Origin of the sequence: Nocardia terpenica (assembly GCF_013186535.1) — a bacterium.
In the GTDB taxonomy this organism is placed as follows: Bacteria; Actinomycetota; Actinomycetes; order Mycobacteriales; family Mycobacteriaceae; genus Nocardia; species Nocardia terpenica.
The window spans coordinates 104,995-130,741 of sequence record NZ_JABMCZ010000003.1; the positions used below are offsets into that span (position 1 = coordinate 104,995).

Annotated in this window: 37 protein-coding genes, 6 tRNA genes and 1 pseudogene; 13 read left to right on the forward strand and 31 right to left on the reverse strand. The window is 62.8% G+C overall.

From position 1 onward, the window contains the following. The first annotated feature begins 199 nt into the window (after positions 1 to 199). On the forward strand, positions 200 to 817 hold the full coding sequence (locus tag HPY32_RS44775; protein WP_067595303.1) for a hypothetical protein: 618 nt from the start codon (positions 200 to 202) through the stop codon (positions 815 to 817). 34 nt (positions 818 to 851) lie between these two features. On the opposite strand, the gene HPY32_RS44780 is transcribed toward HPY32_RS44775, so the two are convergent. The 12 genes and pseudogenes from HPY32_RS44780 to HPY32_RS21715 form a co-directional block, all read right to left on the reverse strand. Continuing rightward, positions 852 to 1,238: a hypothetical protein gene (locus tag HPY32_RS44780; protein ID WP_067595300.1), complete on the reverse strand. Its 387-nt coding sequence runs from the start codon at positions 1,236 to 1,238 to the stop codon at positions 852 to 854. A gap of 265 nt (positions 1,239 to 1,503) precedes the next feature. Next, a pseudogene (locus HPY32_RS46580) lies at positions 1,504 to 1,728 on the reverse strand (hypothetical protein); the annotation flags it as partial. After that, positions 1,625 to 2,449, reverse strand: coding sequence for a recombinase family protein (locus HPY32_RS43950; RefSeq protein WP_067595294.1), 825 nt, complete (start codon positions 2,447 to 2,449; stop codon positions 1,625 to 1,627). The pseudogene HPY32_RS46580 and the gene HPY32_RS43950, both read right to left, overlap by 104 nt. Before the next feature lie 622 nt (positions 2,450 to 3,071). Beyond that, complete coding sequence (locus HPY32_RS21675; RefSeq protein ID WP_067595288.1) at positions 3,072 to 3,323, reverse strand: hypothetical protein; 252 nt, start codon at positions 3,321 to 3,323, stop codon at positions 3,072 to 3,074. 80 nt (positions 3,324 to 3,403) lie between these two features. Further along, positions 3,404 to 3,754 (reverse strand): hypothetical protein, encoded by a 351-nt coding sequence (locus tag HPY32_RS21680; protein WP_067595285.1) that lies wholly within the window; start codon positions 3,752 to 3,754, stop codon positions 3,404 to 3,406. Continuing rightward, positions 3,747 to 3,962, reverse strand: a complete 216-nt coding sequence (locus HPY32_RS21685) for a hypothetical protein (RefSeq protein WP_156674794.1) — start codon at positions 3,960 to 3,962, stop codon at positions 3,747 to 3,749. The genes HPY32_RS21680 and HPY32_RS21685 overlap by 8 nt, the downstream gene beginning before the upstream one ends. Continuing rightward, a complete protein-coding gene (locus tag HPY32_RS21690; RefSeq protein ID WP_156674793.1) occupies positions 3,962 to 4,426 on the reverse strand; it encodes a hypothetical protein in 465 nt (154 codons plus the stop codon). The genes HPY32_RS21685 and HPY32_RS21690 overlap by 1 nt, the downstream gene beginning before the upstream one ends. A gap of 124 nt (positions 4,427 to 4,550) precedes the next feature. After that, positions 4,551 to 4,952: a hypothetical protein gene (locus HPY32_RS21695; protein WP_156674791.1), complete on the reverse strand. Its 402-nt coding sequence runs from the start codon at positions 4,950 to 4,952 to the stop codon at positions 4,551 to 4,553. A gap of 64 nt (positions 4,953 to 5,016) precedes the next feature. Further along, positions 5,017 to 5,514: a hypothetical protein gene (locus tag HPY32_RS21700; RefSeq protein ID WP_067595272.1), complete on the reverse strand. Its 498-nt coding sequence runs from the start codon at positions 5,512 to 5,514 to the stop codon at positions 5,017 to 5,019. Positions 5,515 to 5,543: 29 nt separating this feature from the next. Then, positions 5,544 to 5,735 (reverse strand): hypothetical protein, encoded by a 192-nt coding sequence (locus tag HPY32_RS21705; protein ID WP_156674790.1) that lies wholly within the window; start codon positions 5,733 to 5,735, stop codon positions 5,544 to 5,546. Positions 5,736 to 5,928: 193 nt separating this feature from the next. Then, complete coding sequence (locus tag HPY32_RS21710; protein ID WP_067595265.1) at positions 5,929 to 6,597, reverse strand: hypothetical protein; 669 nt, start codon at positions 6,595 to 6,597, stop codon at positions 5,929 to 5,931. Further along, a complete protein-coding gene (locus HPY32_RS21715) occupies positions 6,590 to 7,012 on the reverse strand; it encodes a hypothetical protein (RefSeq protein WP_067595262.1) in 423 nt (140 codons plus the stop codon). The genes HPY32_RS21710 and HPY32_RS21715 overlap by 8 nt, the downstream gene beginning before the upstream one ends. A 21-nt stretch (positions 7,013 to 7,033) precedes the next feature. On the opposite strand from HPY32_RS21715, the gene HPY32_RS21720 reads away from it, so the two are divergent. Next, entirely contained in the window at positions 7,034 to 7,276 is a 243-nt protein-coding gene (locus HPY32_RS21720) for a hypothetical protein (protein WP_156674788.1), read from the forward strand. 647 nt (positions 7,277 to 7,923) lie between these two features. Here the strand turns inward: HPY32_RS21720 and HPY32_RS21725 are convergent. From HPY32_RS21725 to HPY32_RS21805, 17 genes are all read right to left on the reverse strand, one after another. Continuing rightward, positions 7,924 to 8,511: a hypothetical protein gene (locus HPY32_RS21725; RefSeq protein ID WP_067595259.1), complete on the reverse strand. Its 588-nt coding sequence runs from the start codon at positions 8,509 to 8,511 to the stop codon at positions 7,924 to 7,926. A 352-nt stretch (positions 8,512 to 8,863) separates the two neighbouring features. Continuing rightward, complete coding sequence (locus HPY32_RS21730) at positions 8,864 to 9,181, reverse strand: hypothetical protein (protein ID WP_067595256.1); 318 nt, start codon at positions 9,179 to 9,181, stop codon at positions 8,864 to 8,866. Positions 9,182 to 9,360: 179 nt separating this feature from the next. After that, positions 9,361 to 9,546, reverse strand: coding sequence for a hypothetical protein (locus tag HPY32_RS21735; RefSeq protein ID WP_067595253.1), 186 nt, complete (start codon positions 9,544 to 9,546; stop codon positions 9,361 to 9,363). Between the two features lie 84 nt (positions 9,547 to 9,630). After that, positions 9,631 to 9,867 (reverse strand): hypothetical protein, encoded by a 237-nt coding sequence (locus tag HPY32_RS21740; protein WP_156674787.1) that lies wholly within the window; start codon positions 9,865 to 9,867, stop codon positions 9,631 to 9,633. 145 nt (positions 9,868 to 10,012) lie between these two features. Further along, positions 10,013 to 10,525 carry a hypothetical protein gene (locus HPY32_RS21745; RefSeq protein WP_067595247.1) on the reverse strand — a complete coding sequence of 171 codons (513 nt, stop codon included), beginning with the start codon at positions 10,523 to 10,525 and terminating at the stop codon, positions 10,013 to 10,015. Then, a complete protein-coding gene (locus tag HPY32_RS21750; RefSeq protein WP_067595244.1) occupies positions 10,522 to 10,923 on the reverse strand; it encodes a hypothetical protein in 402 nt (133 codons plus the stop codon). Before HPY32_RS21750 ends, HPY32_RS21745 begins: the two co-directional genes overlap by 4 nt. Positions 10,924 to 11,318: 395 nt before the next feature. Beyond that, positions 11,319 to 11,858, reverse strand: a complete 540-nt coding sequence (locus HPY32_RS21755; protein WP_067595241.1) for a hypothetical protein — start codon at positions 11,856 to 11,858, stop codon at positions 11,319 to 11,321. Between the two features lie 98 nt (positions 11,859 to 11,956). Beyond that, on the reverse strand, positions 11,957 to 12,598 hold the full coding sequence (locus HPY32_RS21760) for a hypothetical protein (protein ID WP_156674785.1): 642 nt from the start codon (positions 12,596 to 12,598) through the stop codon (positions 11,957 to 11,959). Positions 12,599 to 12,694: 96 nt separating this feature from the next. Further along, complete coding sequence (locus HPY32_RS21765; RefSeq protein WP_067595234.1) at positions 12,695 to 13,165, reverse strand: hypothetical protein; 471 nt, start codon at positions 13,163 to 13,165, stop codon at positions 12,695 to 12,697. Between the two features lie 527 nt (positions 13,166 to 13,692). Next, the gene (locus tag HPY32_RS21770; protein ID WP_156674784.1) at positions 13,693 to 14,109 is read right to left on the reverse strand and encodes a hypothetical protein; all 417 of its coding nucleotides are present in this window, start codon (positions 14,107 to 14,109) and stop codon (positions 13,693 to 13,695) included. Positions 14,110 to 14,231: 122 nt separating this feature from the next. Continuing rightward, on the reverse strand, positions 14,232 to 15,371 hold the full coding sequence (locus tag HPY32_RS21775; protein WP_082871785.1) for a DNA polymerase III subunit beta: 1,140 nt from the start codon (positions 15,369 to 15,371) through the stop codon (positions 14,232 to 14,234). A 142-nt stretch (positions 15,372 to 15,513) separates the two neighbouring features. Continuing rightward, on the reverse strand, positions 15,514 to 15,786 hold the full coding sequence (locus tag HPY32_RS21780) for a hypothetical protein (RefSeq protein WP_067595220.1): 273 nt from the start codon (positions 15,784 to 15,786) through the stop codon (positions 15,514 to 15,516). Continuing rightward, a complete protein-coding gene (locus HPY32_RS21785) occupies positions 15,783 to 16,136 on the reverse strand; it encodes a hypothetical protein (RefSeq protein ID WP_067595218.1) in 354 nt (117 codons plus the stop codon). Before HPY32_RS21785 ends, HPY32_RS21780 begins: the two co-directional genes overlap by 4 nt. Beyond that, positions 16,133 to 16,846 (reverse strand): hypothetical protein, encoded by a 714-nt coding sequence (locus tag HPY32_RS21790; RefSeq protein WP_067595216.1) that lies wholly within the window; start codon positions 16,844 to 16,846, stop codon positions 16,133 to 16,135. The genes HPY32_RS21785 and HPY32_RS21790 overlap by 4 nt, the downstream gene beginning before the upstream one ends. A gap of 34 nt (positions 16,847 to 16,880) precedes the next feature. Next, a complete protein-coding gene (locus HPY32_RS21795; RefSeq protein WP_067595213.1) occupies positions 16,881 to 17,090 on the reverse strand; it encodes a hypothetical protein in 210 nt (69 codons plus the stop codon). A gap of 113 nt (positions 17,091 to 17,203) precedes the next feature. After that, the gene (locus HPY32_RS21800; protein WP_171983015.1) at positions 17,204 to 17,434 is read right to left on the reverse strand and encodes a hypothetical protein; all 231 of its coding nucleotides are present in this window, start codon (positions 17,432 to 17,434) and stop codon (positions 17,204 to 17,206) included. Positions 17,435 to 17,523: 89 nt separating this feature from the next. Beyond that, a complete protein-coding gene (locus HPY32_RS21805) occupies positions 17,524 to 17,901 on the reverse strand; it encodes a hypothetical protein (protein WP_156674781.1) in 378 nt (125 codons plus the stop codon). 2,027 nt (positions 17,902 to 19,928) lie between these two features. Here HPY32_RS21805 and HPY32_RS21810 point away from each other — a divergent pair. Then, a complete protein-coding gene (locus HPY32_RS21810; protein ID WP_171983016.1) occupies positions 19,929 to 20,189 on the forward strand; it encodes an HNH endonuclease in 261 nt (86 codons plus the stop codon). Between the two features lie 23 nt (positions 20,190 to 20,212). Here HPY32_RS21810 and HPY32_RS21815 read toward each other — a convergent pair whose 3' ends face one another. Beyond that, a complete protein-coding gene (locus HPY32_RS21815) occupies positions 20,213 to 20,506 on the reverse strand; it encodes an XRE family transcriptional regulator (protein ID WP_067595210.1) in 294 nt (97 codons plus the stop codon). A gap of 173 nt (positions 20,507 to 20,679) precedes the next feature. On the opposite strand from HPY32_RS21815, the gene HPY32_RS46585 reads away from it, so the two are divergent. Further along, positions 20,680 to 20,919 carry an HNH endonuclease gene (locus HPY32_RS46585; protein WP_373686687.1) on the forward strand — a complete coding sequence of 80 codons (240 nt, stop codon included), beginning with the start codon at positions 20,680 to 20,682 and terminating at the stop codon, positions 20,917 to 20,919. Positions 20,920 to 21,166: 247 nt separating this feature from the next. Here HPY32_RS46585 and HPY32_RS21825 read toward each other — a convergent pair whose 3' ends face one another. Beyond that, positions 21,167 to 21,316 carry a hypothetical protein gene (locus tag HPY32_RS21825; RefSeq protein ID WP_156674780.1) on the reverse strand — a complete coding sequence of 50 codons (150 nt, stop codon included), beginning with the start codon at positions 21,314 to 21,316 and terminating at the stop codon, positions 21,167 to 21,169. 18 nt (positions 21,317 to 21,334) lie between these two features. On the opposite strand from HPY32_RS21825, the gene HPY32_RS21830 reads away from it, so the two are divergent. From HPY32_RS21830 to HPY32_RS21870, 9 genes are all read left to right on the forward strand, one after another. Continuing rightward, positions 21,335 to 21,408: transfer RNA gene (locus HPY32_RS21830), tRNA-Met, on the forward strand. A gap of 9 nt (positions 21,409 to 21,417) precedes the next feature. Further along, positions 21,418 to 21,490 (forward strand) — tRNA-Trp (locus HPY32_RS21835). Between the two features lie 64 nt (positions 21,491 to 21,554). Continuing rightward, positions 21,555 to 21,627 (forward strand) — tRNA-Leu (locus tag HPY32_RS21840). Between the two features lie 9 nt (positions 21,628 to 21,636). Then, positions 21,637 to 21,711 (forward strand) — tRNA-Pro (locus HPY32_RS21845). A 2-nt stretch (positions 21,712 to 21,713) separates the two neighbouring features. Continuing rightward, positions 21,714 to 21,786, forward strand: a tRNA-His gene (locus tag HPY32_RS21850). 2 nt (positions 21,787 to 21,788) lie between these two features. Continuing rightward, positions 21,789 to 21,874: transfer RNA gene (locus tag HPY32_RS21855), tRNA-Ser, on the forward strand. A gap of 69 nt (positions 21,875 to 21,943) precedes the next feature. Beyond that, on the forward strand, positions 21,944 to 22,414 hold the full coding sequence (locus HPY32_RS21860) for a phage terminase small subunit (protein WP_156674778.1): 471 nt from the start codon (positions 21,944 to 21,946) through the stop codon (positions 22,412 to 22,414). Positions 22,415 to 22,423: 9 nt separating this feature from the next. Beyond that, complete coding sequence (locus HPY32_RS21865) at positions 22,424 to 24,127, forward strand: terminase large subunit domain-containing protein (protein ID WP_067595203.1); 1,704 nt, start codon at positions 22,424 to 22,426, stop codon at positions 24,125 to 24,127. Between the two features lie 12 nt (positions 24,128 to 24,139). Then, a complete protein-coding gene (locus HPY32_RS21870) occupies positions 24,140 to 25,747 on the forward strand; it encodes a phage portal protein (RefSeq protein ID WP_082871782.1) in 1,608 nt (535 codons plus the stop codon).

A 25,747-nucleotide genomic window follows, 5' to 3' on the forward strand; every position in this document is an offset into this window, starting at 1 on the left:
CGACGCCGGAGGCGATTATGTGTGCGATTCACACCGCCACGCAGCGCCCCCGGCGCATTCGCCAGTCCAACACCGACCGATGGCTTGCTTTATCGCCGATTCCGTGTCGAGTTACGTTCGCCAGCACTACGTTTCGACTCTTGCGGCTCGGTGTGAGCTGTGGTTGTCCAGCGGGTGACGGCGGCACATACTCGCTGCTGTGCCCCTCGACACCGACCCCACGCTGACCAGCGAAGCACGGCAGGTCGGGCAACGTTGCGCCCGCTTGCTCAGCTCGCGGGATGCGCCGTTGGATGTCAGCGACGCCTACCGAATGGCGTGCAACGCAGCCCTGTCCGATCTCGCCGACACGATCGCGGCATACGCTCACCGGCTCTACACCTACAGCCACGCGCTTCACGCGGCGGTCGGCTGGAACTCCTTCCTGTCTCTGCGGCCGATCACCGATACTGCTTTCCGCGCTGAGGCGCACCGGTGGGCCGATGAGATCCAGACGGGTGGAACCCGCCGCCCCGATCCGGACACCTACATCACCGCCCGGCAGCGAAACGCTCGCACCGCCTGGCGGGAACTGAGCCTCGATGTCGAGGCCGCCCTCGCCGCAGCCATGGCCCTCGTCGGTGACATCCCAGACCACGCCGTGCACCTTGGTGAGGACACCGACACGTGTTCCGACTGCGCAGGCACGGGTGAATGTGGCGACTGTGAGGGCACCGGCTGTGACCCGGACGGCGACGAGTGCGAGAACTGCCAAGGCTCCGGCGAATGTCCGGCGTGCCGTACTGCTGATTCCGATTCCATCGCTTCGGAGCGGTGAACCCGATCATTCCGCCCGGTGGACGAGTTGAACCTCAGCGTTCTGGCCCGTCCGGGATCGACGCCGGATCGAGGCTCGCCGGATGCGCCGCCCGCTCGGCCACAAGCGTCTGTACTCGTTTGGTCGGCGTTCCTGTTGCCAGGGCGATATCCCTCGGTGTAATCGAGCGCAGTGCCAAGGCAGCCACCGCCTCGCGCAAGGCCGTCTTGTAGGCGGCCTCGACGGACCGCAGGCGCTCTAGTTCCGGTGTCACCGCGATGACAGCGACCTCTGCGGTCACACCGACGTAGGCAAGTCCGTCGACGATGTTCTCGCGCACCGCCTTCAGCGTCCGCCCGTACCCGTACACTCCGTACTTGGGAACGTGCGCCACCCAAGCCCGGCCGCGCCTGGTGGCCTGGCACTCGATGCTCTCGCTCACGTCGTACTCGCCATGTCGGCGATGACCTGTTGCACGACCACGTCCGGGATAGGGTTGGGCAACACCATCTTCCGATTCCCGATCCGATACAGCGTGTGCGTCTCGCTGCTGCTGACAGCGGTGACAGTGAGCCCCGCAGACGGGCCGTGGCGCGGATACGTGACAGCGAGCCCTCCTGCGACCCCGCTCGCAGCGCCGCGGTGACCTCCTGAGTCTGCTTCCATTCCTGCAAGCTGACCACCGGCTCGTGCACGACCTCCGGCGACCATACCCACTCCGACACCGGATTCCACCGGGAGTACCCGGGTCGGCCGGTGCGGGTCGCGCGCCGGTTGTACACCTGGTAGCCGGTGAGTTTAGGGTTTGCGGCCAGGCCCTCGACCAGGTTATGCGTCCACCGGCCCTCGATCGGGTACCGGTCGGGCTCCGCAGCCAGGAGGGCGATGATGTCCGCCGACTTCAGGTGCTCCTCCCGTCGCAGGCGACACAACTCCCGGGCTGCGTCGAACCGGCGCGAGTCGGGATGGGGAGCGAGTTTCCCGCTTCGGCCGCATCGCACCGAACCGTCCCCGCGCCGCCACCGGCGCGGTCTCGTCGATCACCGCGATGTAGGGATAGGGCGGATATCCGTGGTTCCAGCCACCGATGACGTGCTGAATCTGCCCACCCATCGACATCTCCATCAGCGTGGCCCGGTAGATCTCCGCATCGACCTGGCCCTGACGGCGAGTGCGCAGCCGCCCGGATTCGGTGCCGCCGACTGGTTCGTTGGCGTACACCACCTCCACCCCGGCCTTGGCCAACTCGTGCTCGACGGTGAGGCTCGTCAGCATGAAACGCGCCACCCGGTCCGAACGCTCGGCCAGCGCATGAGTGACGCCCAGCTGCTCCGCCCTATCCACGAGATCTTGCAGCCCACCGTCGCGAGGAAGCGGCACACCAAGCGCCTCATACATCTCTCGCGGCGCGAGGCTGCGCAGCTGCGGCGGCAACATCCCGGACTCAACATCCCAGTAATACCCGGCGAACTCCTCGCCCGCCTCCAGCCGCGCCGAGGCGAGGACCACCTGTCGTGGCAGCGACGAGGCGGGATTCTGATTGTCCTTGGTGGAGCACCTGCCGACGAACACCGGACGACGGGCACGCATATCCGTACGCCCGAAGTTCGGCAGGTCAGCCAGGTCGATAGGCGGCCCGAACTGAATGGTCATAACCCTTCCTGAGTGCTCGGTGTAATCAGAACGCGCACAGTCACATTCCTCTCATTGATCAGGCCCGGCGGGTATGTGATCGGTCGGTATTTCGGCGATCTAAGCGATGTGCCGGTCAGCGGATCTTGCGGCAGGTGCGGCATTCCCAACCCCGTTCGGCGAGGATGCAGCTGCGGCGTTGTTCGCACAGCCAGCACTTCTGATTTCGCTTCTCCCGTAACGGGTTCGGTCTCGAGCGTGACGGCACCGTATTGTCGCTGATGCCGATCGGCTCGACAGGCCGGTGCGTTCGGGTTCGTGTGCTCCTGGATCTGCGACGCGGTGAGTCCGCGGCGTCAGCGTTGTCGAGGTCGATGGTTCCGGGCGGGAGCGCGTCACGGACCCGGATGTATTCTTCCCAGCGATCGAAGCAGCGATTCTTGTTGACGCAGCAGACGAGCCCGCTCATGCTGGCGGGGTGTTCGCCGGGTGCGGGCTCGAATCCGCGGGTGCCTCGGCGTTTACACAAGAAGCAGCTGTAACACCAGAAGGTGGGGTCGCTCCACGAGTTCTTACCCCAACCGTCACGGCGACTCACGAGCGGGTGAGGGCGGCGGATGTCCGATACGCGGCACCGGGCCAGTCAATGCACATATGCCCGAACCCGTTTCGCTGTGTGCCGTTCGATCTCGGCGCACACCAGCGCCGCTCTTTCCTGATCGGTCAATTCGAAGATCTCCTTCCACGTCGTCCACGCCGCGACATCGCGGTAGTGAACCTGCGCGGCCTGCTCCAGCAAGGCGAGTGCGCGGTGGCCGTCCATCGTCTGGAGCAGTGCCTCGTGCCGGGCCCGTGCCGCCCGCCGCGCATGAACGCCAACCAGATACCAACTCAATGCGAAACCTCTCCCAGAACACGAAAAGCCCTGCGAGAGAGAATCTCTCGCAGGGCGCGGCAACACGCGAATTACCTGCCTTACTCCTGGTCCTCGTTCGGGCCGTGCAGGATGAGATCCAGCGCCGCCCGCGCTGTCTCGACACGATCGACCGCGCTGGCGTGGATCTGATCGGTCTCCCGCAGAAACCGCGACGTACTGTTCGGCATGATCTCCACCGGCTCTTCGGCATCGAACGCCGCCTCGGCCCACTGCTTGGCGTGGAGCTTCTTGTCCGCCAGTTCGAGGAACAGCCCATGCCACAAGTCGTCCCCGTACTGGGCCATCAAATCCACCAACGGTCGCAGGACCTCCGCGCCGGGATTGCGATCGAAGAAGACCGATCGGGACAGGTCGTCCTGAACGATCTCGTGCAATGCCAGCTCAGCCACGACCTTCCTCCTCCCGCGTGGACGAGCCGAGCATGGCGAACGCCGCCCACACCGTCAGCCCGCGCCGTCGAAAGACCTCCGCCACAAGATCTTTCGCAGCGGACCCGACCTGACGCAGCGATGCCGTCTCGGTGATCAGGTCCTGAATCCGGTGCGCCTCCCGCTCCGGCACCAGGCTGTGCGCCCGGACGAACTCTGCCGGGGTCATCACCGTGCCGTCCCCAGATCGATGTTGTAGCTGTCCAGTTCCGACAGCTTCTCGTTCAGGCTCTCGGCCGCGCCCTGCAATTGCTCCTTCGCTTCCGCACGGTCCTCCCGATCGGCGTCTTCGTCCACCCACACCTCGGCGTGCTCGCGGAAATCGAAGCACAGGCCCTCGATCTCGGCCAGCGTGTCCCTGATCGTCGTCGCGGCCTGTTTAACGCCACTCACCTGCGTGAGCGTTTCGGCGACATCCTCGAACGATTGGTCGTCGACGTGAATGTCGTCCAGGCCGTCGGTGTTCACGTCATCGGGGACCTCGAGGTCGGCGAGGGCGTCGAAGGGCTCTTTCCACGTGTCGGCGTTCTCTTCCCACGAGTGGGTGTCCGCGATCAGAGTGTTCACCTGGTTACGTGTCACCCGCTTCTGTTGTGCGATGTCGTACAGCACGTCACGTGAAGTCTTCGCCATCGAACTCAAATCCTTTCTGCAACAATAGAAATCCGGACCCGGACGGGAGAGAATCCGGTCCGAGTCGTGCCCTTGTAAACGAAAAGGCCCACACCGAAACGGTGCGGGCCAACGAAGATGAACCTTAGCCGATATCCCATTCGGGATGGCCTGTGTAACGGACCTTGGTCGCACCGAATACGGCTTCGCCGAGATCGCCGAGTGGTGACATCAGAGCGGACTCGAACAAATCCTCACAGTCCCCGTCCTCAGCGAATCGGGCCGACTCCCATACCGCGTAGCCTTCCAGCCCGGGATTGCCGTCGTCGTCGTAGAGCGCCCAGTGATGTTTCTCGTAACCGGTGGCTACCTGCTGCCCTGTTCGGGCGCGTTCCACCTGAGCCACGATCGCTGAACCCCCGATCACACTCGGCCCAGCCGCGCCGACCCAGTTCTCCTGCGAGTCCTCGCTCACTAGATCCTTGGTGACCACCCAACCGAACGCGGCAGGCTGCGGCTGGTACAGGCCCCTCACATATGGGTACACGATCAGTCCTCCTCGGCCAGCCGACGACGGCTGGTAGCCCGGATGTCCCGGCGAATGAATGGTTTCACGCTTCCTGCGCCCTGCGCTGGGCCTTCACCTCGCGGTTGTAGCTGCCGACGAGCCGCAGGAAATCCAGGTGCGGAAGCGTGCGGTAGTCGTAGGTTCCGGTCTGGTGCCGAAGGTCGCAGAGGATGGCGTCGGTGTCGAACTCGGCCAGGGCTTGTGACTCGAGCTGGCTGTCGATGTAGGCCAGCGTGTCGGCCTTCGCCTGCATCTCCGCCAGCTCGCGCCCGGCGGCGGTGATCTTGGCGTACCACATTCGTTTCGCGGTGTACCGGTTGCTGAAACCGGTGTTCCAGCCATCGAGGCCCACGGTGTCGGTGACCGTGCACAGACCGCGGCGCTCAAGGGCCAGCATCTCGCGTTTGGTCACGCCGAGCCGGTCCCACACCTGGCCGTCGCCGCCTTGCACGTACAGGCGGCGCAGCGCCTCCCGCTGGAGATCGGTGAGCGGCCGATACCCGGTGACCGGCCGCCCGGCCTCGCTGTTGTCGGATGCCATGCCGCCTCCCTCCGATCGGCTGGTGGATGTTAGTCGTGGATCTCGGCCACGCTCAGCTCGAACGTCTTGGTTTCGTTGCCGACCGTCGCCGTCACGATGATGGACAGGTCCTTCTCCTCGGCCTCGTAGGTGACCTGCTCGAAAGTCGTGCCGTCGATCACGCGGGCGAGATCGGTCGCGATCTCCCGCTCGTCCATGTCGCCGATGGTGAAGTCACTCATCGTGTCGTTTCCCTCCATAACAAGCAGCCCGCCCGGGTGGCGGACTGTGCCGTGTCGTCGGTGGAATCGAACCACCCGCCACCGACATTCGGTAGTGGCAAAGCCTGCGACGACACCCTTCGAGTTCAGCCCCGCTGGGGCGACCGGTGATCCCGCGACTCGATAGGCAACACGTGGCGTTGTCGCCGGTTCATTATGTCCACCATGCGGTTTCGCGGAGGTCTGGTCCGCTGTCGCGGATGTAGGCGGCGGTCATGTCGAACATGTACTCGTCGACCGCGTTCACCACGTTGTCGCCCATCCGCAGATACACGTAGTCAGGATCGGGATCGTCGACATCGAGGTAACTGCGGGTGACCCGGGCGCGGAACTGTTCCAGTGACTCGACCCCCAACTCCCGGACGACCTCGATCAGTTCCAGCCACCAGTCCCGCTGGTCGATGTAGCGGTCCATGTGGGCCTGTACCGCTTCCCCGATCCTGGCCCGCTCCGGTGGGTGCAGGAGCGGCCATATCCCGGTGGCGTGCAGCTCGACCCACGCCCACACCGAGATCGATCGGCCGAGCGACCGGGTGGTGACGGTGCCGTTGGCTTTCTCGACGAGGAGCAGGATGTGGTGCCACGGCCCGTAGGCCGGTGGTTGCCAGGTCAGGCGTTGGCCGTGGCGGGGGAGCTGGGTGCTGCGGACCACGTCGCGCACCCGGCCGTGCGGGGCGGGGTCCGGGTCGTGTTGTAGCCAGTGCCGGGCCGCCCACACACCCTCCTGGGTGCCGCCCACACATCCCGCCGTCTCGACGGCCGACGCTTCATCGAAGCAGTCACGAAACACCCGCAGGATTCGCCCGCCGACGACCTCACCCATCGTGAGCCTCCGACGAACCGATCCCCTCGGCCGCCTCGGTCGCCTTGGCCGGTGTGGTGTCGTCCGGGGTGAACGACAGCAGGCTCAGCCCCCTGTCGGCACGCCCGGACATCGGCGCGGTCGCATCCCTACGGGGTGCCTCTATGGTCCGGACGATGCCGCCGCCTGCGCCGGGTGCGAACATTCCCGAGCCGTCCCACACCAGTATCGCTTGGGTCCATCCTCGCCAGTCGTTCACGGTGGAGGCGGTGACCGAGGTCAGCAACCCGATCGATTCCTCCACGCGCTCGGGTTCGGCGAATTCGGCCCACATCTGGGCGGCCAGCGGAAACAACCCCTCCTCCAGCCGCAGCAGATCCGTCAGCTCTTGGGGCGCGAAGGACGCTCCCGGACCGTAGAAAACCCATATCCGCACCCCCGACCAATCCGCGACCGCGTGAACCCGATCAGCGAACTCAGGGAAAACGAAATCAGACACAACAACAATCTCCTAACCAGCCGCGCACTGCGCGGAACACATCGTGAAATGATCAACAGCGATCGACTGCAGCAAACCCACATGATCGCCAGCCTCGACATCGGTCACGCGATGCCCAGCGAGCCGACACCACAACTCCAGACCACCCTGCGGCGAATCCCGGAACTCGACCAGCAGCAGCGCCGGATCAGCCGAATCTAGAAGTCGGACAGTAGATCCGGCAGACCCCACAGCGAAAACACCTGCTCGCGAACAACGTGAGGGCTGTAGTCATTTCGTCCCCTCTTTCCCAGGTGAGGGTACGTGATTTTCTATTTCGGGATACTGTAGTGATACATAGGTTCCGGCCGCGATCTCTCGCCACATGCGACGAACCCATTCGTCGCATTCGTGCCAGTTTCGGCCAGAGGAAAATCTGTCCATCGGTTCGCACGCTTCTTTGAACAATTCTTGTGCGCGCCTATCCAAATTCGGTTTCATTGTAGAAACTTCGCTCTCCTTGGCAGGCCCCAGTGTCCCCTTTTGAGTCCCCGCACATCAGATGCCCCGCAACTTGAATCAGCCATCAGACACTCGCATTCCTCGAACGTATCGACCACCAGCGGTCGATACCCGACCCGGAACAATTCCCGCGTCAACTCCGAGTACTCGGCCATCGTCGCCGGACGCTGACCCGCGACCCATTCCCGATCCGCGCTGGCGTGCTGACCGTGGTGCGCATACGACATCAGCCGACCGTCCGACGCATCCGTGGGTCCACGGCTCATCCACGAATACGGCCGTTACCGGGTCGGGCTCGAACTGCGGCGTGTACACGAACAGCACACGCACCTCAGCAACCTCGGGCATTAGACACCACCGGCCGCGGAACGCAGGGCCTGCTGCACCAGGGATTCCACCGCGCGTTCGGCGATATGCTGATCGATCCACGCCCGCTGATAATCCGTCAGATCTGTTGGGCGCCAGGGAATTCGTTGCATGCCCAGATCGGCCAACTCCGCGTCCGTCGCGGCGTCTATGCTCTCGCCGTTGACCCGGCACATATGCTCGACGGCGGTCTTCTTCGCTTCGAAATGGTCGAACATTTCCGCGTGATCCCACGACTCGGTACGCGACCGGAGCGCCATGATCCAGCGGGCATACGCCGCGCCAGCTCTGTCCAGCGCAACATCGCACCGTGTCCGCGAACCGCGACCGGCCAGCACCGCGCGGTCGGTGGTGATGGCTGCCTGGACCGCCGACTCCGCCGCCGCGAAACTCGACTCGTAACCGCGGCCGAATACCACATCCGCCGCCGCCGACACCACCCAGAACTGACCACGAGGATTACCCCCACCCAGCCGGGACGTCACCGTCGCCGTATAGTCCCCGCTCACCGCGACCTCGTCGCGTTCACTGCGACGAAACCACTCCAGGACGACACTCACCTCTGCCATTACGAAACTCCTTGCAACACAAAGAGACCCCCACGCCGAAGCGTGGGAGTCTCGCTGATAGAACAATATTCATTCCGGTCGGGCGCGGCGGCCCTATCAGCGCTTGCGCCTGGGTGTCCGGTCGCGTCCGTATCCGCGACTGGTCCATTCGATGTGGTCGGTATCGAGTTGCCAGACGCACGTATATAGCACCACAGGCAGTCGGGGCAGTCCTTGTGTTCCTCGTTGTGCCGGTAGATCCGTACTCCGGCCCCGCAGCACGGCGTCACGGTGCGCAGATAGTCGCCACCCCACCGGCCGAGGACGCCGGTGTACGCCCTCGCGCCCGCCCTGCCCAGTTTTTCGTTGTCGCTCACTGTCCACCTCCACTGCGGCTCGGGCCGTCGACCAGCTGCCCGCCATACGTATAGGGGCCGGATGTTCCTCCGCTGTAGATTCCGGCTTCGCCCCAGGTGACCGGGAAGCTCACCGTCCGACCGTCCCGCCAGATCTGAGCCATCCCGCCGTCCAATACCTCGATCTCCACGGCCTGGTCAGCCAGACGCAGATGCATCACCACTTCCGACCACGGCATCGTCAGCCGGACCTGATCACCCACCAACAGGTCAATACGATCCATTTTCAGTACCGCTCCTTCACGCCGGGCAACGTCTTGCCCTGTTTCGCGCATCGCGGACACAATGCGCCCCAATCGAATTCGTAACCCGCATCGCACGCCTCACAGACATACCGCCTGCAATGACCACATTCGGAGATTGCGCACTCGCGTTCGGCTTCGGGCTCCTCACACACAGAACACACCTGCTCGTCGGAAACCTCGGACGGCGACACCGTCATGGCGGCGCGTCCCTAGTCGTCGTAATTGTTGGTGGCGTAGTCGGCGACCGTCTTCACCACCGTGTCGATCGTCGCCGCATCGACCTGCTCGGTCGCCATGGCCAGGCGGAACGAGTCGATGATGTCGGCCACCAGAGGCCAGATCACCACCCCGTGCACCCGCGACCGCTCCAGCACATCCAGTACATCCTGATTCATCGAAACTCCCTGCAATACAAGACAGGCCCCGACGCCGAAGCGTCAGGGTCTCACCACGGTGGCAATGTTTGAGTGTCAACTCGACTATTGAACGCGGACTTCTACGACATGCGAGGGGTGAATGTCCTCGATCAGCTCGCCGTCATACTCCACGCTCACGAAGGAACCGCATGCCGCCAACGGCTGCCGCACCGTTACCCCGCCGCCGATATCCACCCACATGCACAACGTCAGGCCGTGATCGCGGGCGAGAAACAGCAAGGCTTGCAACGCTGCCGACGTGAACCGGCCACCACCGGTATCTCTGGACAGGTTTCTCATCACCACTACTCCGATCGGGGAAAACAACGGAGACTCCGACGCCGGAGCGTCAGAGCCTCACCAATGCAACGATATTCAGATAAGGCATCGGAGGTGGTTCCTCCGCCCAACGGCCGCAGACAACGCTACGGCCGATGTGCAAGCCCTACCCTTCAGTCCCCATCGCCGCTTTCGCCGCCGAGATCTTCTCGGCGTACTCCCTCTCGAACGCTTCGCGGATCAACGGATACATACGGGCATCCGGCACACACACGCAATGAGCGAACCGCCGCCGGAAAGCCTCGTCCGTCGGCTCCTCCCATCGCGGCGGCTCGTACGACACAGTCGCAGCCGCGAACTTCGCTGCATACTTCGGCGCAGACTCTGGCCTGTACAAACCACTTCCGCTGCCCACGTGTTCGGCGTACAGATCGCCCTCCACACATATCAACCGAGAACCGTCCGGTGCCTGCGCCTTCCAGTTGTAAGCCGCCCGTGACCAGACAACCCGCCAACCAGCCTTCGTCAGCGCATCCAACAGGCTCTCCTCGCTGCCGTCGAAGAACCCTTCATCAGACCCGGCCGCCGCACCGACGATCTCCAACACCGCTGTCGCAGACCCGGCCGACTTCATCCGCTCGAGCTGGTCGTTGATCTCGTCAATCCAACTGCTCATCATTTGTCCTCACCCGGCATGAACACAGGCCGGAAGTAGATCGACGACTGAGTAATTCCGTGCTGCTTCGCGAACTCCCGTTCGTCACGCAGGCCATCAGCGCGGCACGAGTCGCACAGAAAACGGTGCCCAAACGACAGATTCAGCAGCGGTCCACGCCCCTTGCCGCACCACTCACACAGCCGCCCGCCTGTCACATGCTCAAACGAGCGATGCACAGCCATCCTGCTGCCGGTGGAACACATCACCACCGCATGTGTCTCCGCGCACGCCAGCTCGAAAGCCTTGACGTAGGCGTAATCGCACTCCGATCGCCGGAACGCGAACGTGCAATACCCATCGTGTGCACCCGGCGTTACATCCGGATTCGTGCACACCATCAAGTCGTAACGCCAATACATAGCCGCCCTCAGTTCACCGAGATCCTGTGTGCCGCAGACAGATAGGACCGTGCGCTCCGGCCCACCTCGTCTCGCCGGTCACGGTCGGCCTCGGCGCGCTCATACGCACTCGAGTAGGACCCGTGATCGCCCGGCCGTACGACATAGCCGCAGTGACACCACGTCTTATCGCTCCCCACGTTGTACGTGTGCCCTTCGTGTCGATCCGCGATGCACCGATAGCGTTGCTCCAACAACACGCCCTCCAACGTGATCCGTGGTATACGCAATGCAGCATCGCCAATGCCAAACAACGGCATAATGAAACCTCCCAAGTTTCAGGGGTTGACCAACGATTCCAGTTGATCGGGCAACGCTCACCCCACGGTGAGCGCTCCCCGGATACTGGGGCAGCCCTATCGGGCCTTCGCCTCTCGCGCTTCGGCGGCTCTGATCTTGCAATCCCACTGTTCGATCTTCCGAATCAAGGCCGCGCCCTTCTGAATGTCGCGATCCAACTTCTCGAACCGCCGTCTACCTGCGGTGCGGGCCGCCCGGTTTCGACTGAACGGGGATAGATTGATCGACGCGACATCGTCTGAATCGTTCCCACCCGTCAAGCTATCGAGCTGGCTTTGCAACTTCGCCCGCTCCTCCTTCAATACCGCCGACGACTTGTACACCCGAGGCTTCGGCTCCCGCTTCGGCTTCGGTTCCGGCTCCAACGTGGACATATCTACGAGATCCTCGTCGTCGCTATCCTTCGGCCCGAGCTTCCCACCACTGACGAACCATTCCAACAGCGGCGGGACGGGAAACTTAGTGCGCACGATGGGCGGATGCTCCGCAATGTACGCGCTCTGTCGACCGACCAGAATCAGACGGACATACTCGTCGCCGGTCAGCTTCGGATGCGCGCCCGAACGGATAGCCGCAGCCAATTCTTCGGTGGTCATCTGCACCTTCTCAAGTTTGAATATCAACACTGATCAACACCCTGTTGACCGGGCAACGCTCACCCCGCGAAGGTGAGCGCTCCCCGGATGCTGGACAATCAATCGAGATCCACAACCGCCGCCGAATCCAGCTGCCACCACTTGCCCGACAACGAGACCGGCCCGCCCGCCTGCACATACGCGAGCGCCAAACTGAATTCCCGCTCCGACGGCGGTCGCCCGTAGTGGTCGACAATGCCTCGCTCCAGCCACGATTCGTAGCTCAGCTCCTCAGTAGTTGGAAGCGACTGCACCAGCGCCGACCACGTAGCCCACGAATCCTTCGAGCCACGTTCCGCCAGCGACTGAATGAACGCCACCCGACCACGCTCGGCATCGTTCATCAACGGCCACACGCCCGTCAGATAGAAACGCATCCAATCGTCAGTCCACATGTACAAACTCACGCCCACCTGACCCACGTGATCGTTTTCGTACTGCACCAGCACCGCGTAGCCCGTGTACTGGCTGGCCTTCGGCTTGTTCCACACCTCACCCGGCCGCTTCGGATTGGTCGTCTGCGTGACCATCCGCCAGTGCGCCTTGTACTGGCCCTTGCTGGCCTGCTCCATCCAATAACGGATTTTGCAACGCAGCCGGAAACCGTACGGATAGTCATCCACCACGAACGCCGACTCCGCATCCGAATGGCCACGCAGCACCCGAACAACAGCGCCACGATCCTCGATATCGGAACCCATAAAGAACCCTCCCATACTACGAAATCAACCAATTCCAGTTGATCGGGCAACACTCACCCGCAGATGAGTGCTCCCCAGACACTGGAAAACAGCGGGCTACGCCGCCTTCAATGCCCGAGCGACCTCGCGCGGCCGCTCGACCATGTATGCGCGTTCCGAATCAGTGAGGTAGAAACCCCAACAAGAACCGATCTCCCGCCCGGCGGAATCTTCCACAACCCATCCGCCCGTCTCACCCCGCCGCCACGCATCCAACAGCGCAATCTCCGATCGCACATCCGACACCGGTTCACGCGAGTAATAGATATCGTCGCCGTCGGCGACCACCGTCAGCCCGTAGACTGACCGCAGCCACCGGACAACCACTCGGCAATCGTGCTCACGCAACGCGTCCACAACCACATCGGCGCGAATCGGCATCCCCGTATCGCACGACTCGAACGTGTCGTAACGGCCACGGGCAGAGCGAACTACCGCCGTCATGTGCATGTAATCGCCGTCCTCGTAAGGCGACACCGCATAGTCGGAATCTGGCGCTATATAGATGCTCGCGCCATTGTCCAACATCTCGATACGCTCACGCGCAGCGCACACGCAACGACACATCTACCCCACCTCCGGAGCGGGCGGCAGGATCAGGCAATGGACGATCTCAACCTGATCCACCCGGCCGACCCGCTTGTTCAAGAACCCGCCCGTGTCCAGACACTCCGCCAACGACAGACCGTAATAACCCCGACTGATCGACCATGTGCGCTGTTACCCGGCCGATCCAACCCTCAGACCGATACTGCGGATCTTTCACCCGGACCACCGCGCCCACCGGAATCGCCACCTTCCGGTATCGGGGAGCGAAACCGGGCGTCGAGTCATACCAGCCCCAACGTGCACTCTGCTCCGCCGGATTGATCGACCGAATATGCGGGCTGTCCCAGTCCGGGACCTTCCATTTTCTCACGACATCACCGTCCAATACGAATCCGCCCGCGCAGCCCATTCCCGATCGGCCCGACCGCCCGCACTGAATCGCGACGGCCTACGATCCGAATCCCTGTGCGCCTGTGCATACCGGGCGCGCAGTACACCAATCCAGGTCATTTCGCCACCGCCAGCGATTCACGGTACTTGCCCACCAGCCACCCACTCGACGCGGTGTCATGGCAGAACCTTTCAGAACGGACACGAGGGAGCGCAGCGACCAAGGATTCGGCCGCGCATACCCGCCCGTAACAGTTGTTGGGGACGGTAGCCTCGCCCTCGGCGTCGTAGAACTCCCGAAACCGGCGATCACCGTTGTATGCTCTACCGATCGCTGTCCTCATGTCCCCGTACTCGTGCATACCGATGCAGACCCAGAAGTTGGCGAACGCCACCGCCTCGAACGCCGCGGCACCCGACTCATCGGCGAACGCCATCGCCTGTGCCCGCGCGATAATCTCCAGATTCTCCACGCTGTCGAACATGTGAACCCTCCCGAATTTCATCACCAACAGCCCCGGTTGATCGCGCAACGCTCACCCACAGGTGAGCGCCCCCCGGATACTGGACAAGCGGTCCCCGCACACAAATGAACACCCGCACCTTCCGGGCGTCCTTTGCCATGCTCTATCGGAGCCGGATTTCGCCCCGGCTGTCAGCCGGGTATCCGCACCGGCATGAGCAGCACACGCGCGGACTCCCACACAAACAGTGCGGGACGTGTCGGCGTCGTGCCGCGCCACTGGACTTTCACGCCCTTGGGCACCGCGCCGAGAATCGTCGCGACATACGGGGCCGAGAACTTGATGACCATGTCCTGGTCGCACTCGATGTCGGTGACATCGAGCAGCATCGACGAGAACGGGGACTCCTCACGCCCGCTGTAGCCGACCACCCTGACCTCGCCATCGCTGATGTGCAGGTTGATGGTGGACGCACCTTTCGGCATCGCCTTGACGGCGCGCAGCAGCGCCGCGGGATCGAAGGTGAACGACACCGATGTGGTGGACGGCAGCAGATTCCGCCACTTGACGTACTCGTGGTCGAGCTGGTTCACGGCGACCGTGCAGTCATCCGACTCCAGCGACACCATGCCATTCGCGCCGACCGAGACCGTCACGGTGCCCGAGGACCCCGCGCGCTTCGCGAAGTGATGGAACGGGTGACCGGGAACCAGCAACGCAGTGTCCTCGGCCACACAGAACCGGTTTGTCGCCTCCGCGATGGCCACCTTGTAGCGGTCGGTCGTGACCGCGTGCAGGTGGGTGCCGCTGCACTCGACACGGACACCGGTCAGCATCGGCAGGTCGGTATCCCTGCCGACAGCGGTAGCGGTGATCGCGCCGAGACGGGCGAACTCGGCACCGGGGACGATCGCTACCGGCGTGCCGTCCACCACGGGATGCACCGGCATGTCTTCGGTCAGCTCGGCCCCCGCGAGCGGCACGGTCACGGCTACACCCGCCGCAGCGATCCTCAGCTCACCGGCACGCATGGTGAACGTGCCGGTGTTCGTCGCGCCGACCGCCTTCACCGCGTCGGCCAGCACATTCAGATTCACCGCGAAACACGTGTCATCACCGGCACCGGGCATGCGCACCGTCACCGCAGCATCAAAATTGTAGAAGCTGATCGCGGCCACACCATCGCGCACAGTAACCGTCGCCAACTCCAGCACAGGAAGATGCGCGCGCCGGAAACCGGTCACACGCTTGATAAATAAAATATCGCTGGCCAGCGTCTTGAGGTCAGCAGTAAACGTCGCCACCTGCTGGCGCGACACAACATCAGACATATTCGAAACCTCCCGAGTTCCACCCGACACCGATATAGCGCGGTAGCCAGGGAACGGGAACCATGCTCCCGCGCCCCGCTATCTCCGCTACACCACGCCCGCGTACCCCAGAATCTGCATCGCCTGCCCCACCATTGCCGTGCTAGAGGAATACAAGTTCCCCACCACGTGACGCGTCTCCCCCGTCGCCACTGTCTTCCTCCCACGGGCAGCCGCAATCCGGCGCATCCACCACAACCCAATACCCGTCGGCGAGCGCCCACAGTGTCGTAGGGTCAACGGGTTCACCGACCAGGCACGAATCCACCTCCGCCTCGTCCGACACCGACACCATGCCGCCGGAGACGAACCAACCTGCCGCAGCACCCACCAGAGCCGACGCGGTGAACGCGGCACCGAGAATGAAAATCTTCACGATCGAACTCCCGCGACTCTCGACAACCCATGGGTGAACGCATAGGACGACTCCGGCCGACCCTCTTTCGTGCGATAGAACCGATACAGCTGCGCGCCCGCGGTATCCGGCAACTCCAGCTCCGCAGCGATCTGCTTCGCCAACCGCGCATGACGCGACGGTGAACCACTCGTGATCTGCATCGTCACCCGATACCAGCGCGACCGCTCACCGGGACGGGCAGGCAGATAACGCCGCTGCTCGGCCACAGTCACAATCACCGCCGTTTCACCCCGCCGATAGTGGCGCTGCGTCTGGCCCGCGCGGTGGGTGATCTGCGGAAACTCCTCGGTCACGTCGACGACCCTCACACCGACACCCCCGACCACGCCGAAGCCAGGACCACGGCCTGGAAAACCTTCGCGAACTCCTCGTGATCCACCGACCACGAGTCGTCCTCGAATTCCAGCCGATGACCATCGACCCGATAGAACCGATCCAGCGCCTCACCGAGCAACGTGTCCTGCTGCGCCGGGGTCGAGTCCCACCACAGCGACTCGGCCGCGTCCGACAGCCGCTGCGCCACCTGCCCGCGAACCCAGCTGTCCCAGGACTTGTCGATCAATTCCCGTTCGATCACCTGGCGCGTCTCGCCATCGTCGATGTCGTGACCGGCATACAGGCCCGCCACCATGTCGGCCAGGCCGTCGTCCACCTCGACCCCCAGACCCGCGCCCGGCCCATCGAACACCAGCACATACACCGAATCGGAGAACATGCTCACCGCGTACGTCTCCCGCAGGTAGCGAGCATTCACCTCGCTCTCCACCGACGCCCCACCCGGCATGCTCGTCTCATGGCACGTGTTCGGGACCTCGAGATACACCGCGACCTGCTTCGCGTCCCCTCCCAGACCGGCGATAGCCTTGAGGAACGAATCCCCGCCGGTCACCTTCCGGTTGCGTCGCCAGTCCAGGCCGAACGCATCCTCATGACGGTAATCCCCTGTCGCGCTGGACACCGTGAACCGCATTTCCGCGGACTCGTCACCCAAACGGCCGATGAACTGATAACCAAACATGTCGAAACCTCCCGAGAATCACGCAGGCTGCGTGTTACGCGCCGAACAAGTGCGCGTGCAACTCATCCACAGCAATCCAACCCCCGTCAGTAATCCCGGCAAACAGGATCTCCCCGCCTGCCCGCAGCCTGGCAATGGGCCAGCCGATGTTGTACACATTCACCACCCGGTTGTATGTCTCCGAATCGCCGATCACGGCGACGGCATCGACAATGCGCGACAGGGTAGCTTTCGAACGTTCCATTTGAGCCCTCCCAGATTCCATACACGAACGACTTAGCTCATGCATAGGGCACCCCGCCGCCACCGTCCAGCAGACGGAACAGCGAGTTACCCGCGTGCACGCCCTAGCCCTGGCTAGATATCGAGTGCGATCAGATGACGCTCGATTTCCAGTTCGCCAGTTGTACGATGGAAAACCCGCAGACGAGCATCGTTGCCGATCCGCTCCACCCGGAATCCCCGCTCGATGAACGTGAGCGCACCAGAAAACATCGCCTGCCGACACATCCGGCGACTACCCCTCAACAGCACCCGGCCCGGCCCGGACTCATCCGCAACCGACACAATCGCATACACAGACGACATGTAAGAAACCTTCCCGAGTTTCACCGATCACGATTCAGAGTGAATCGACGGCCAAACCAGCGGGACACCCCCGCTGACTTGAAACCGACTCACGCCGACGCCGACGCCACAGCCTCACGAAACCGCTTGGGAATACGCGAGAGAAACCCGGCTCGCCGACGTTGCGGCAACTCGCGATACAGCCGCACATACTCGGCCAGCATCTCAGTCTCCGACCGCCCCGTACCTGCGACCTCACCGGCCGACCGCGAAGCCTGGCAGGACTCACACCAGACACCACGCCGGTAATTCCTGATATTGAACGGCAGATCCGTGCCGCACCTGCGGCACGTATACGGATCGGTTTCGTGACGATTGATATCGCCCGGCCTTCGAGCATTACCCTTGGTGAACAGACCGATACCATCCCACTGGGGGTTATGCGATCCGCGCACCTTGCGGCGCTCATTCGGCAAGAAATCCAACATAGCTCACCTCCGAAAAGCTGGATGATTGACCGAAGCGGCACGCCAGCCACAACCAGCGCGCCGTAACTTCCCGATTGAAAACACGAGAGAAGGGGCCGCCGAAACAGCCCCGCTCTCCAAAGTCTCTGGTTACCCACTCACTCGATACCCGGTGCGTGTGTCTCTCCCGGTCGGTCCGGACTATTCACCGCGAAGGATGAACGTTTATCGCCCGAACCGGGACAGTGATTCGCTCGCTCACCCCGCAGGAAAAGGCTCGACAACCCCAAAGGATTGTGACCGGAATTCCTGACCCGGCTCGCTCGCTGCCACCGAAGCTACCGAATGCCGGTAACCTGCCGTTTTACGGTCTGTAGCTCGTATCAATGCCGCAAGTTAGCCGTTACAACGCACCGACGCCGACATTGGATAGTTCCCCAAGGGTTGCGCTACCCGCCGTCATTGCCGGTACTAGGCCAATCATGCAAGCCACATTGATCGGTGCCAGAAACCTTCGGCCCCACCGGATCGGCACATCAGTTACTTGTTTCCCTATAGACGCTCGCAACCCTCAAAGGGAAAAGCATCCGCGCTTTGGGGGCATCCCGCCGCCCGCCGCTTCAGTACTCCGTTCGTGGCCTCACTCGATGGTTTGAAACCTTGCGCCGGACCGACCGCAGCGAGAGGAGTTGAGTTCCGCTTGCTGCCTGCCTTCCGGCGGCATGGCACAAATGTAGGCCAGGGCCTACAACAATGTCAACACTGAATTTAAAAGCGCTGGTCAAGTGACGTAAATGGTTGCTACGCCGTGTTCTTGTGGTTTCGGAAGAAGGGGCGGACTTGGGATGGCACACCCCTTTGTGTGCGGGGTTGGCGGGGAGCGTTAGCGACCCTGCCGACGCTGCGCCCTGCCGACGCTGCGCCCTGCCGACGCTGCGCCCTGCCGACGCTGCGCCCTGCCGACGCTGCGCCCTGCCGACGCTGCGCCCTGCCGACGCTGCGCCCTGCCGACGCTGCGCCCTGCCGACGCTGCGCCCTGCCGACGCTGCGCCCTGCCGACGCTGCGCCCTGCCGACGCTGCGCCCTGCCGACGCTGCGCCCTGCCGACGCTGCGCCCTGCCGACGCTGCGCCCTGCCGACGCTGCGCCCTGCCGACGCTGCGCCCTGCCGACGCTGCGCCCTGCCGACGCTGCGCCCTGGGGAGGCGCGAAACCCCAGGCCGCCCAAGCCCCCTGGGTGGGGTCGATAGCGCACCGTCCCACTCTGTGGCGCGGAACATGTACGACGTTGAAGGTTCGTTTGTTATCTCACCGTTATAATCGACTCTGGCGGCGACAGCCGTATACAACTTAATAGAGGGACAACTGAATATGCCTGCGATACGGGTATGCGCGCATTGCGACGCTCCGCTCGAACGTCGATCCAAGACCGGACCTGAACCGACTTATTGTCCGACCCGATGCAGGCAAGCCGCTTACGAACTTCGATGCCGATCGGATGGGCGACATGCTGCTCGCTTGGCTGCGGTACGCCGTGAGCCAGTGCGCGGAGACTGTCTAGTCTGCGGCGAACAATTCGAACTTCCCAACAGTCGGAGCAAGTTTTGCTCGAGAGGCTGCTACGACCAGAATCGGAAACGCGTCGAGCGCGAGCGATACTGGGCAGATCCCGATGCTCGCGAGAAACGGCTCGCGAAATTCCGTGAGTACAACCAGTCGCGACGACCGCCTCGTGAAAGCCGCGCAAAGAAGCCGGTAGAGCGGCAGTGTGTGATCTGTGGGAACTCGTTCACATCCGAGTACGCGCGCACGAAGGCGTGCTCCGGTGAATGCCGCCAGCAGATGAGGGCGCAGCATCAGAGTGCCCGTTATGCGACGACGCCTCGCCCAGAACCCAAACCTCAGAAAGACATGCGCTCTCCGCTCCGGAAGGCTTGGGAGGATCGAGATTACGAAGCCTTCCTTCAAGCGGTCGCTGTCAAGACCGCGCCATCTGGGGAGTGTCAAATTTGGAGCAGGCGGACCAGGGACGGTTACCCGCAGGTTAGATTGGGAAAGAAGAAGAACTTCCCGGTTCACCGAATGGTACTGGAGGCGAAGCTCGGCGCTCCGTTGGGTGTATTGGCAGCGCATCACAAGTGTGGAAACAGTGGCTGCGTCAACCCTGACCATCTTCAGCCTGTAACGCACGCTGAGAATACGGCGGAGATGTTGGCGCGGCAGTCGTATCTCGCGCGTATCGAGGAGCTGGAGTCGGTAGTCCGCCTGCTTGCGCCGGAGCACGACGCGCTGAACCGCGTGGCGGCATAATTGCCGTCACGGTGACCTCGATATCAGGCAGCTACGCCGAGGAAGTTGACCTTCACGTTCAGTCCGGCCTTCTCGGCGATCCGGATCAACCGGTCGACGGAGAACTTGTCGAGCTTGCCGTTGCGGAGCTTGGAGATCTCGACGCGGTTCTGTCCGACTCGTTCGGCCAGTTCGGTGTCACTGATCTCAAGGGCCACGAAGTGGTCGAGGAGGGCAAGGGCGAGTTGGCGCCGGAGGGGTGCGAGGTGTTCGGCTTCGCCGCGTTCGTCGACGTAGTTGGTGATCCTGTTCCGCTGCTCGTCGATGCTGGTGGCCATACGCCATTTGTAGCACACAGCCTACATCTCGGCTATAGAGCAATCATCTATGCATGCGCATGTTTCCGCGAGATCCTGGCTGGTGCAGTGGTGTTGGCGGCTGGGGTGAGGTTGGGATGGCGTGGTCGGGTTCGGGGCGTTCGGCCGAGTTCGTGCGGAATCGTCCGCGGGCGATGCGGCGTGATGGCGGGCTGTGTCAGCTTCGGCTGGAGGGGTGCTTGGGGTTGGCGTCGGAAGTGGATCACCAAGTGGGTCTTGCGCGTGGGGGTTCTGATCGGCTCGACAACCTTCAGGCGGTGTGTGTTTCCTGCCATCAGAAGAAGACCCAGGGCGAGGCCCGTGAGGGTACTCACCGCCGCCGGGCCGCTGCAATCCATGTCGATCACAAACGGAAGCATCCGGGGTTGTTATGAATGTTGCTGATCTTGTCGAAATCGGCGGTTGTGTCGTGAAAATACTCGGCGTTGTGTTGCCGCTGCTGGGGTTTTAGTGCCGATTCCAGCATGGCCGCTTCGGTATTCGGGTGGGTGATCGGATCTATAGGGCGTCCTCCGCAGTGTCTTCGAGGTTGACGCCGCGCCGATCTGCCCAATCCTGTAGTTCGTGCCCTGTCATCAGTCCTGCCGTCCAGCGCCCGTACTCGATGGTGGACATTCCTAACTATTCGGCAGCGGTGCGGTCGTCGTTGGAGTCGTGCCACTGTTCGATCAGGCAGGAGATCACATCATCGACATATGTGGTCATATCGCGACAGTAGCTGCTGTGATGGGCGTTCGGGACCATCATCTTGCGCGCTTGAATAAGCGCCATATCCTTGTGGTTGAACGATGCGGTGTAGAGAAGTTCGGTATCTCGTCTGGCTCATAATCAGAAGGCCGCCGGTTCGAATCCGGCCTCCGCAACTCACGCATAGGGATGTAGCTCAATCGGCAGAGCGGTGGTCTCCAAAACCACAGGCTACAGGTTCGAGTCCTGTCGTCCTTGCATGAGGTAGGGGCGCGTCTACCTGTCCGTGTGTCTGAGTGGCGGATGAAAACAACGCGCATTTCTCTCTGTAGCCCAATGGCAGAGGCGGCGCTTTCAAAAAGCGCGCGGTGCACGTTCGAATCGTGCCAGAGGGACTCTGATTACTGGATATAGCTCAGCGTGGTCAGAGCGCCTGCCCTGGGAGCAGGATGGCGGAGGTTCGAATCCTTCTATCCAGACCGTGGCCTAGGCCGAACCGGTTGAGGCGCCGGGTTGTGATCCCGGATAAGTGGGTTCGAGTCCCACAGGTCACTCCGGAAAGTGAACCGCGATCGGTCGCGGGACCGCCTTGAAAGCGGGTCGGGCGCGCCTGCGCCAGGGGTTCGAATCCTCCGCTTTCCGCAACGTCAGGCAGACGCCTACAGGCAGCCGGACGGAGAGCGAACCCGACAGGGACAAGGACAACTGAATATGGCAGGTAGGCGACCCGGCACGGCCCCGAAGCAGCCGCACGAACGAGCGCGCAGGAATGCAGATCCGTTGATCGCGGGCGACGGCTGGACCGAGCTGCCCGACGAACCATTCGACGGCTCGGTCCCGCCTATTCCCGAGTGGATCGATGTTGGCTCCCGGGGCCGAGCGATTTACGAGCAGCTGGCCCGGCTTCCGCAGGCCCGCACGTACGGCGCGGGTACGTGGCTGACCCTGCATATGACGCTGCCGCTGATCGAGCGGTACCTCAGCCGTCCCGGCAGCGAGAACTTCAAAGCCATCGTGGCGACGCTGGGTTCGGCGCTGAGTCTGACCGAGCTGGATATGCAGCGTGCGCGTATCCGGGTGAAGCCGGTCGAGGACGAGGCCGAAGTGACCGCGTCGCCGGGGGAGAAGGTCGTTCCGATGGCCGCGGCCCGCCGCGCCCGGCTGATGAATTCGGCGTCGTAGCGGGGCGAGATGCCGCACGACGTTATTCGGCTCCCGCAGCACGATCGGGAGCTGTCTCTGGGCTGGCTCGCGATCGAGTGGATCGAGGCGTTGACCATCCACGGCTCCGGCGACATCGCTGGCGAGCCGGTCGCTCTGGTGGACGAGTACGCGGCGTTCATCGTCGACTTGTACGCGCTCGAGCAAGACGGCTCCCGCTTGTACGATGCGGGTTTCCTGTCGCGTCCGAAGGGGTGCGCGAAGTCTGAAATCGCCGCTCTCATAGCGCTTTTCGATACCTTCGGGCCTTCGCGATTCGACCGGTACGCCGAGGGCGGCGAGGTGTTCGCCTGCCCGTACGGGACCGGTTTCACCTACACGTATTCGCCGGGCGAACCGATCGGCAAGCGGGTCAACAGTCCCGAAGTCCGTTGCTGCGCAACCGAAGAAGATCAATCCGGCCTCGTCTACGACACCATCTACGTCAACGTGACCGACGGTCCGCTCGCGGTGGCCATGGAGCACAAGGACTCTGCTGGCCTGTCCCGGATTCTGGTCCCGGGCGGCGGTGAAATCAAACCGTCTACCGCAAGTTCTGCGAGTAAGGACGGCGGCAAAGAGACGCTGGTGATCTTCGACGAATCGCATTTGTACAACCGGCCCGAATTGAAGCAAATGCACAAGACGTTGGTGCGCAATTTGCGTAAGCGGCGCAAGAGTGCGGGCACGTTTTATCTGGAAACCACGACCATGTACAACCCTGGCGAGGAGTCGGTCGCCGAGGACACGTACCAGGTCATCGAGGATTACCGCAGCGGCAAGCTGAAGAAGCCCACCCGGACCCTGTTCGATCATCGCTTCGGCGATATCGCGCCGGAGGATCTGGAGGACGAGGAGAAGATCCGGGCGGCGCTGCTGGACTCCTATGGGGACTGTGCGTCCTGGAACGACATATCCGGCTATGTGGATGCGATTCTCGATCCGCGTACCGATGTAGCTGATTCGTACCGCTACTGGTTCAACGCCAAGCATTCGGCCGAGGGCGCGTGGGTCGCGAAATATCAGTGGGATTCCTGTGGGCCGCAGGTGCATGTCATCGAGCCCGCGAAGGACAGGGATGTCATTGTCCTGGGCTTCGATGGTTCCCGGAAGCGTCGCCGAGGCGTCACGGACTCTACCGCTCTGATTGCCTGTCGGGTCTCGGACGGCCTGGTGTGGCCGGTCAAGATTTGGGAGCAGGACCCCGGCCAGTTCTACAAGGACGGTTGGGAAGTGCCGGAGCACGATGTGCAGGCCACGGTGCAGTATGCGTTCCAGACGTATGCCGTGGTCGGCTTCTATGCCGACCCTGCTCGGTGGGAGTCGACCATCGCGGGTTGGGAAGCAAAATACGGCCCTCGCTTGAGGGTGAAATCCACGCAGGCGCATCCGATCGAATGGTGGATGACCGGCGATCGGGCCTATAAGAGCGTGAAGGCCCTCGCTGAATTCGAGAACGCGATATTGGACCAGCAGATGCGGCATACCGGGGATCTCCAGCTGTCGGCCCATATCTTGAACGCCCGCCGACGCTCCACTACCAAAGGTGTTCAGATCATGAAGGAAAGGCCCGATTCGCCGCACAAGATCGACGCTGCGGTGGCGGCGACGCTCGCGTGGCAGTGTCGCCTCGATGCGGTGGCGAAGGGGATAGGGCTTCCACGGAGACCACGCGCTGTGGTGCGGATTAGATAATGGGTGACGGGTATGGCCGATAATACGGCGGTTGATGCTTCGGCTGCATGGGCGCCGGAGCAATGGTTCGAATTTCTGGTGAAGCGTTTCGATCGGAAGTTGAAGGACAAGCGGAACGCGGTCACGGCGCATACGCCGAAGACCCGGCGGGAACGTCTGGACCTGGCCTGGTCCTATTATATCGGCGATCCGCCGTTGCCGAACGTGCAGGAGAAGTACCGGGAGACGTTCCGTGAAATTCTGCGCAAGGCCAGGAACAACTATGCCGCGATGAGCGTCGATGTCATGACGGACAAGTCCGTGCTGACCGGCGTATTGACCGATGCGGACGCGGATGTCGATGGCGACGATATCGCGAGACAGATCGGTGAGGAGTCGGGCTGGGAGGCGATGCAGCGTGACCTGCAAACCTACATGTATCTCTTCGGTGAGGCATATGCGTTGGTGATTCCTCCGCTCGCGGGCGTGCAGGGTGCGATGCCGATGATCACCGCTGAGAATCCACGCTTCGCTCTGGGTATTCCCGATCCGACGTATCCACGCCGGTTGAAGGCGTTCGTGAAGGTGTTCAACGACGAGATCAATGATCAGCAGGTCGGTCAGCTGTATGTGAACTCGGTGCAATACGAATTCCGCCGCGACCCCGGTATGTACACCAATACGTTCAGTTCGGATGAGTGGACGTTGACGAATCAGACCTCGCTGGCCAACTTGGACATCTTCGGTGGTGTTCCCGCGGTCAGGTTCGACAATAAATTCGGTTTGGGTGAGTTCGAGCCGAATATCGATTTGCTGGATCGCATCATGGATGGTGTTCTTCAGCGCATTGTCATTCAGTGGTACCAAAGTTTCCGGCAGCGTGCGGTGAAGGGCGATTTGCAGGGTGGTGCGGACTTCTCGGGCCCAGACGAGGATCTCGGCTCCTTCATCCGTCGCGTGGCCGATACCGATGTTCAGGACTTGTTCACGGCCGATCCGGGCGCGTTGTGGTTGGTGCCGCCGGATGTGGACTTCTGGGAGTCGGGGCAGGCGGATCTGGTGCCGCAGCTCACCGCCATCCGCGATGACGTGAAGGAGTTCGCCGCGTCCACCCGGACTCCGCTGCACGTGATCACACCGGATGCCGCGAACGGGTCGGCCGAGGGTGCGTCGCTGATGCGGGAAACGCTGGAGGACAAGGTGTTCGATCGCCAGGCGCGGATGACCGCTCCCTGGGCGTTGACGTGGAAGATCGCGTTCACTCTTGCGGGCCAGGTGAACCGGATTCAGGGCGTGAAGCTGCTGTGGAAGCCGATCTCCCGAGACGGGATCGCCGCCCAGGCCGAGGCGGTCGCCAAGACGCGCGGCGTGGTGTCCCGCAAGCGTCAGGTCATCAAGTTCATGGCCTTCACACCGGCGGAGGCCAAGCTGAACGAAGCCGAGCTGATGCAGGAACAGCTGGCCGCGCAAGCGTTCGCGATCCCCACAGCTGTGACCGGACAGGCCGGGCAACCGCCGCAGCAGGTGCAGGACCAGCGCGAGCGGCAACCCGCGGGCCAGGGTTCCCCGCAGGCGCGGGACCGGCAGCCAGGCCGGGCGGTGGGACGGGCGAGCGCTGGGACAGCGGGTCAGGCGGCGTGA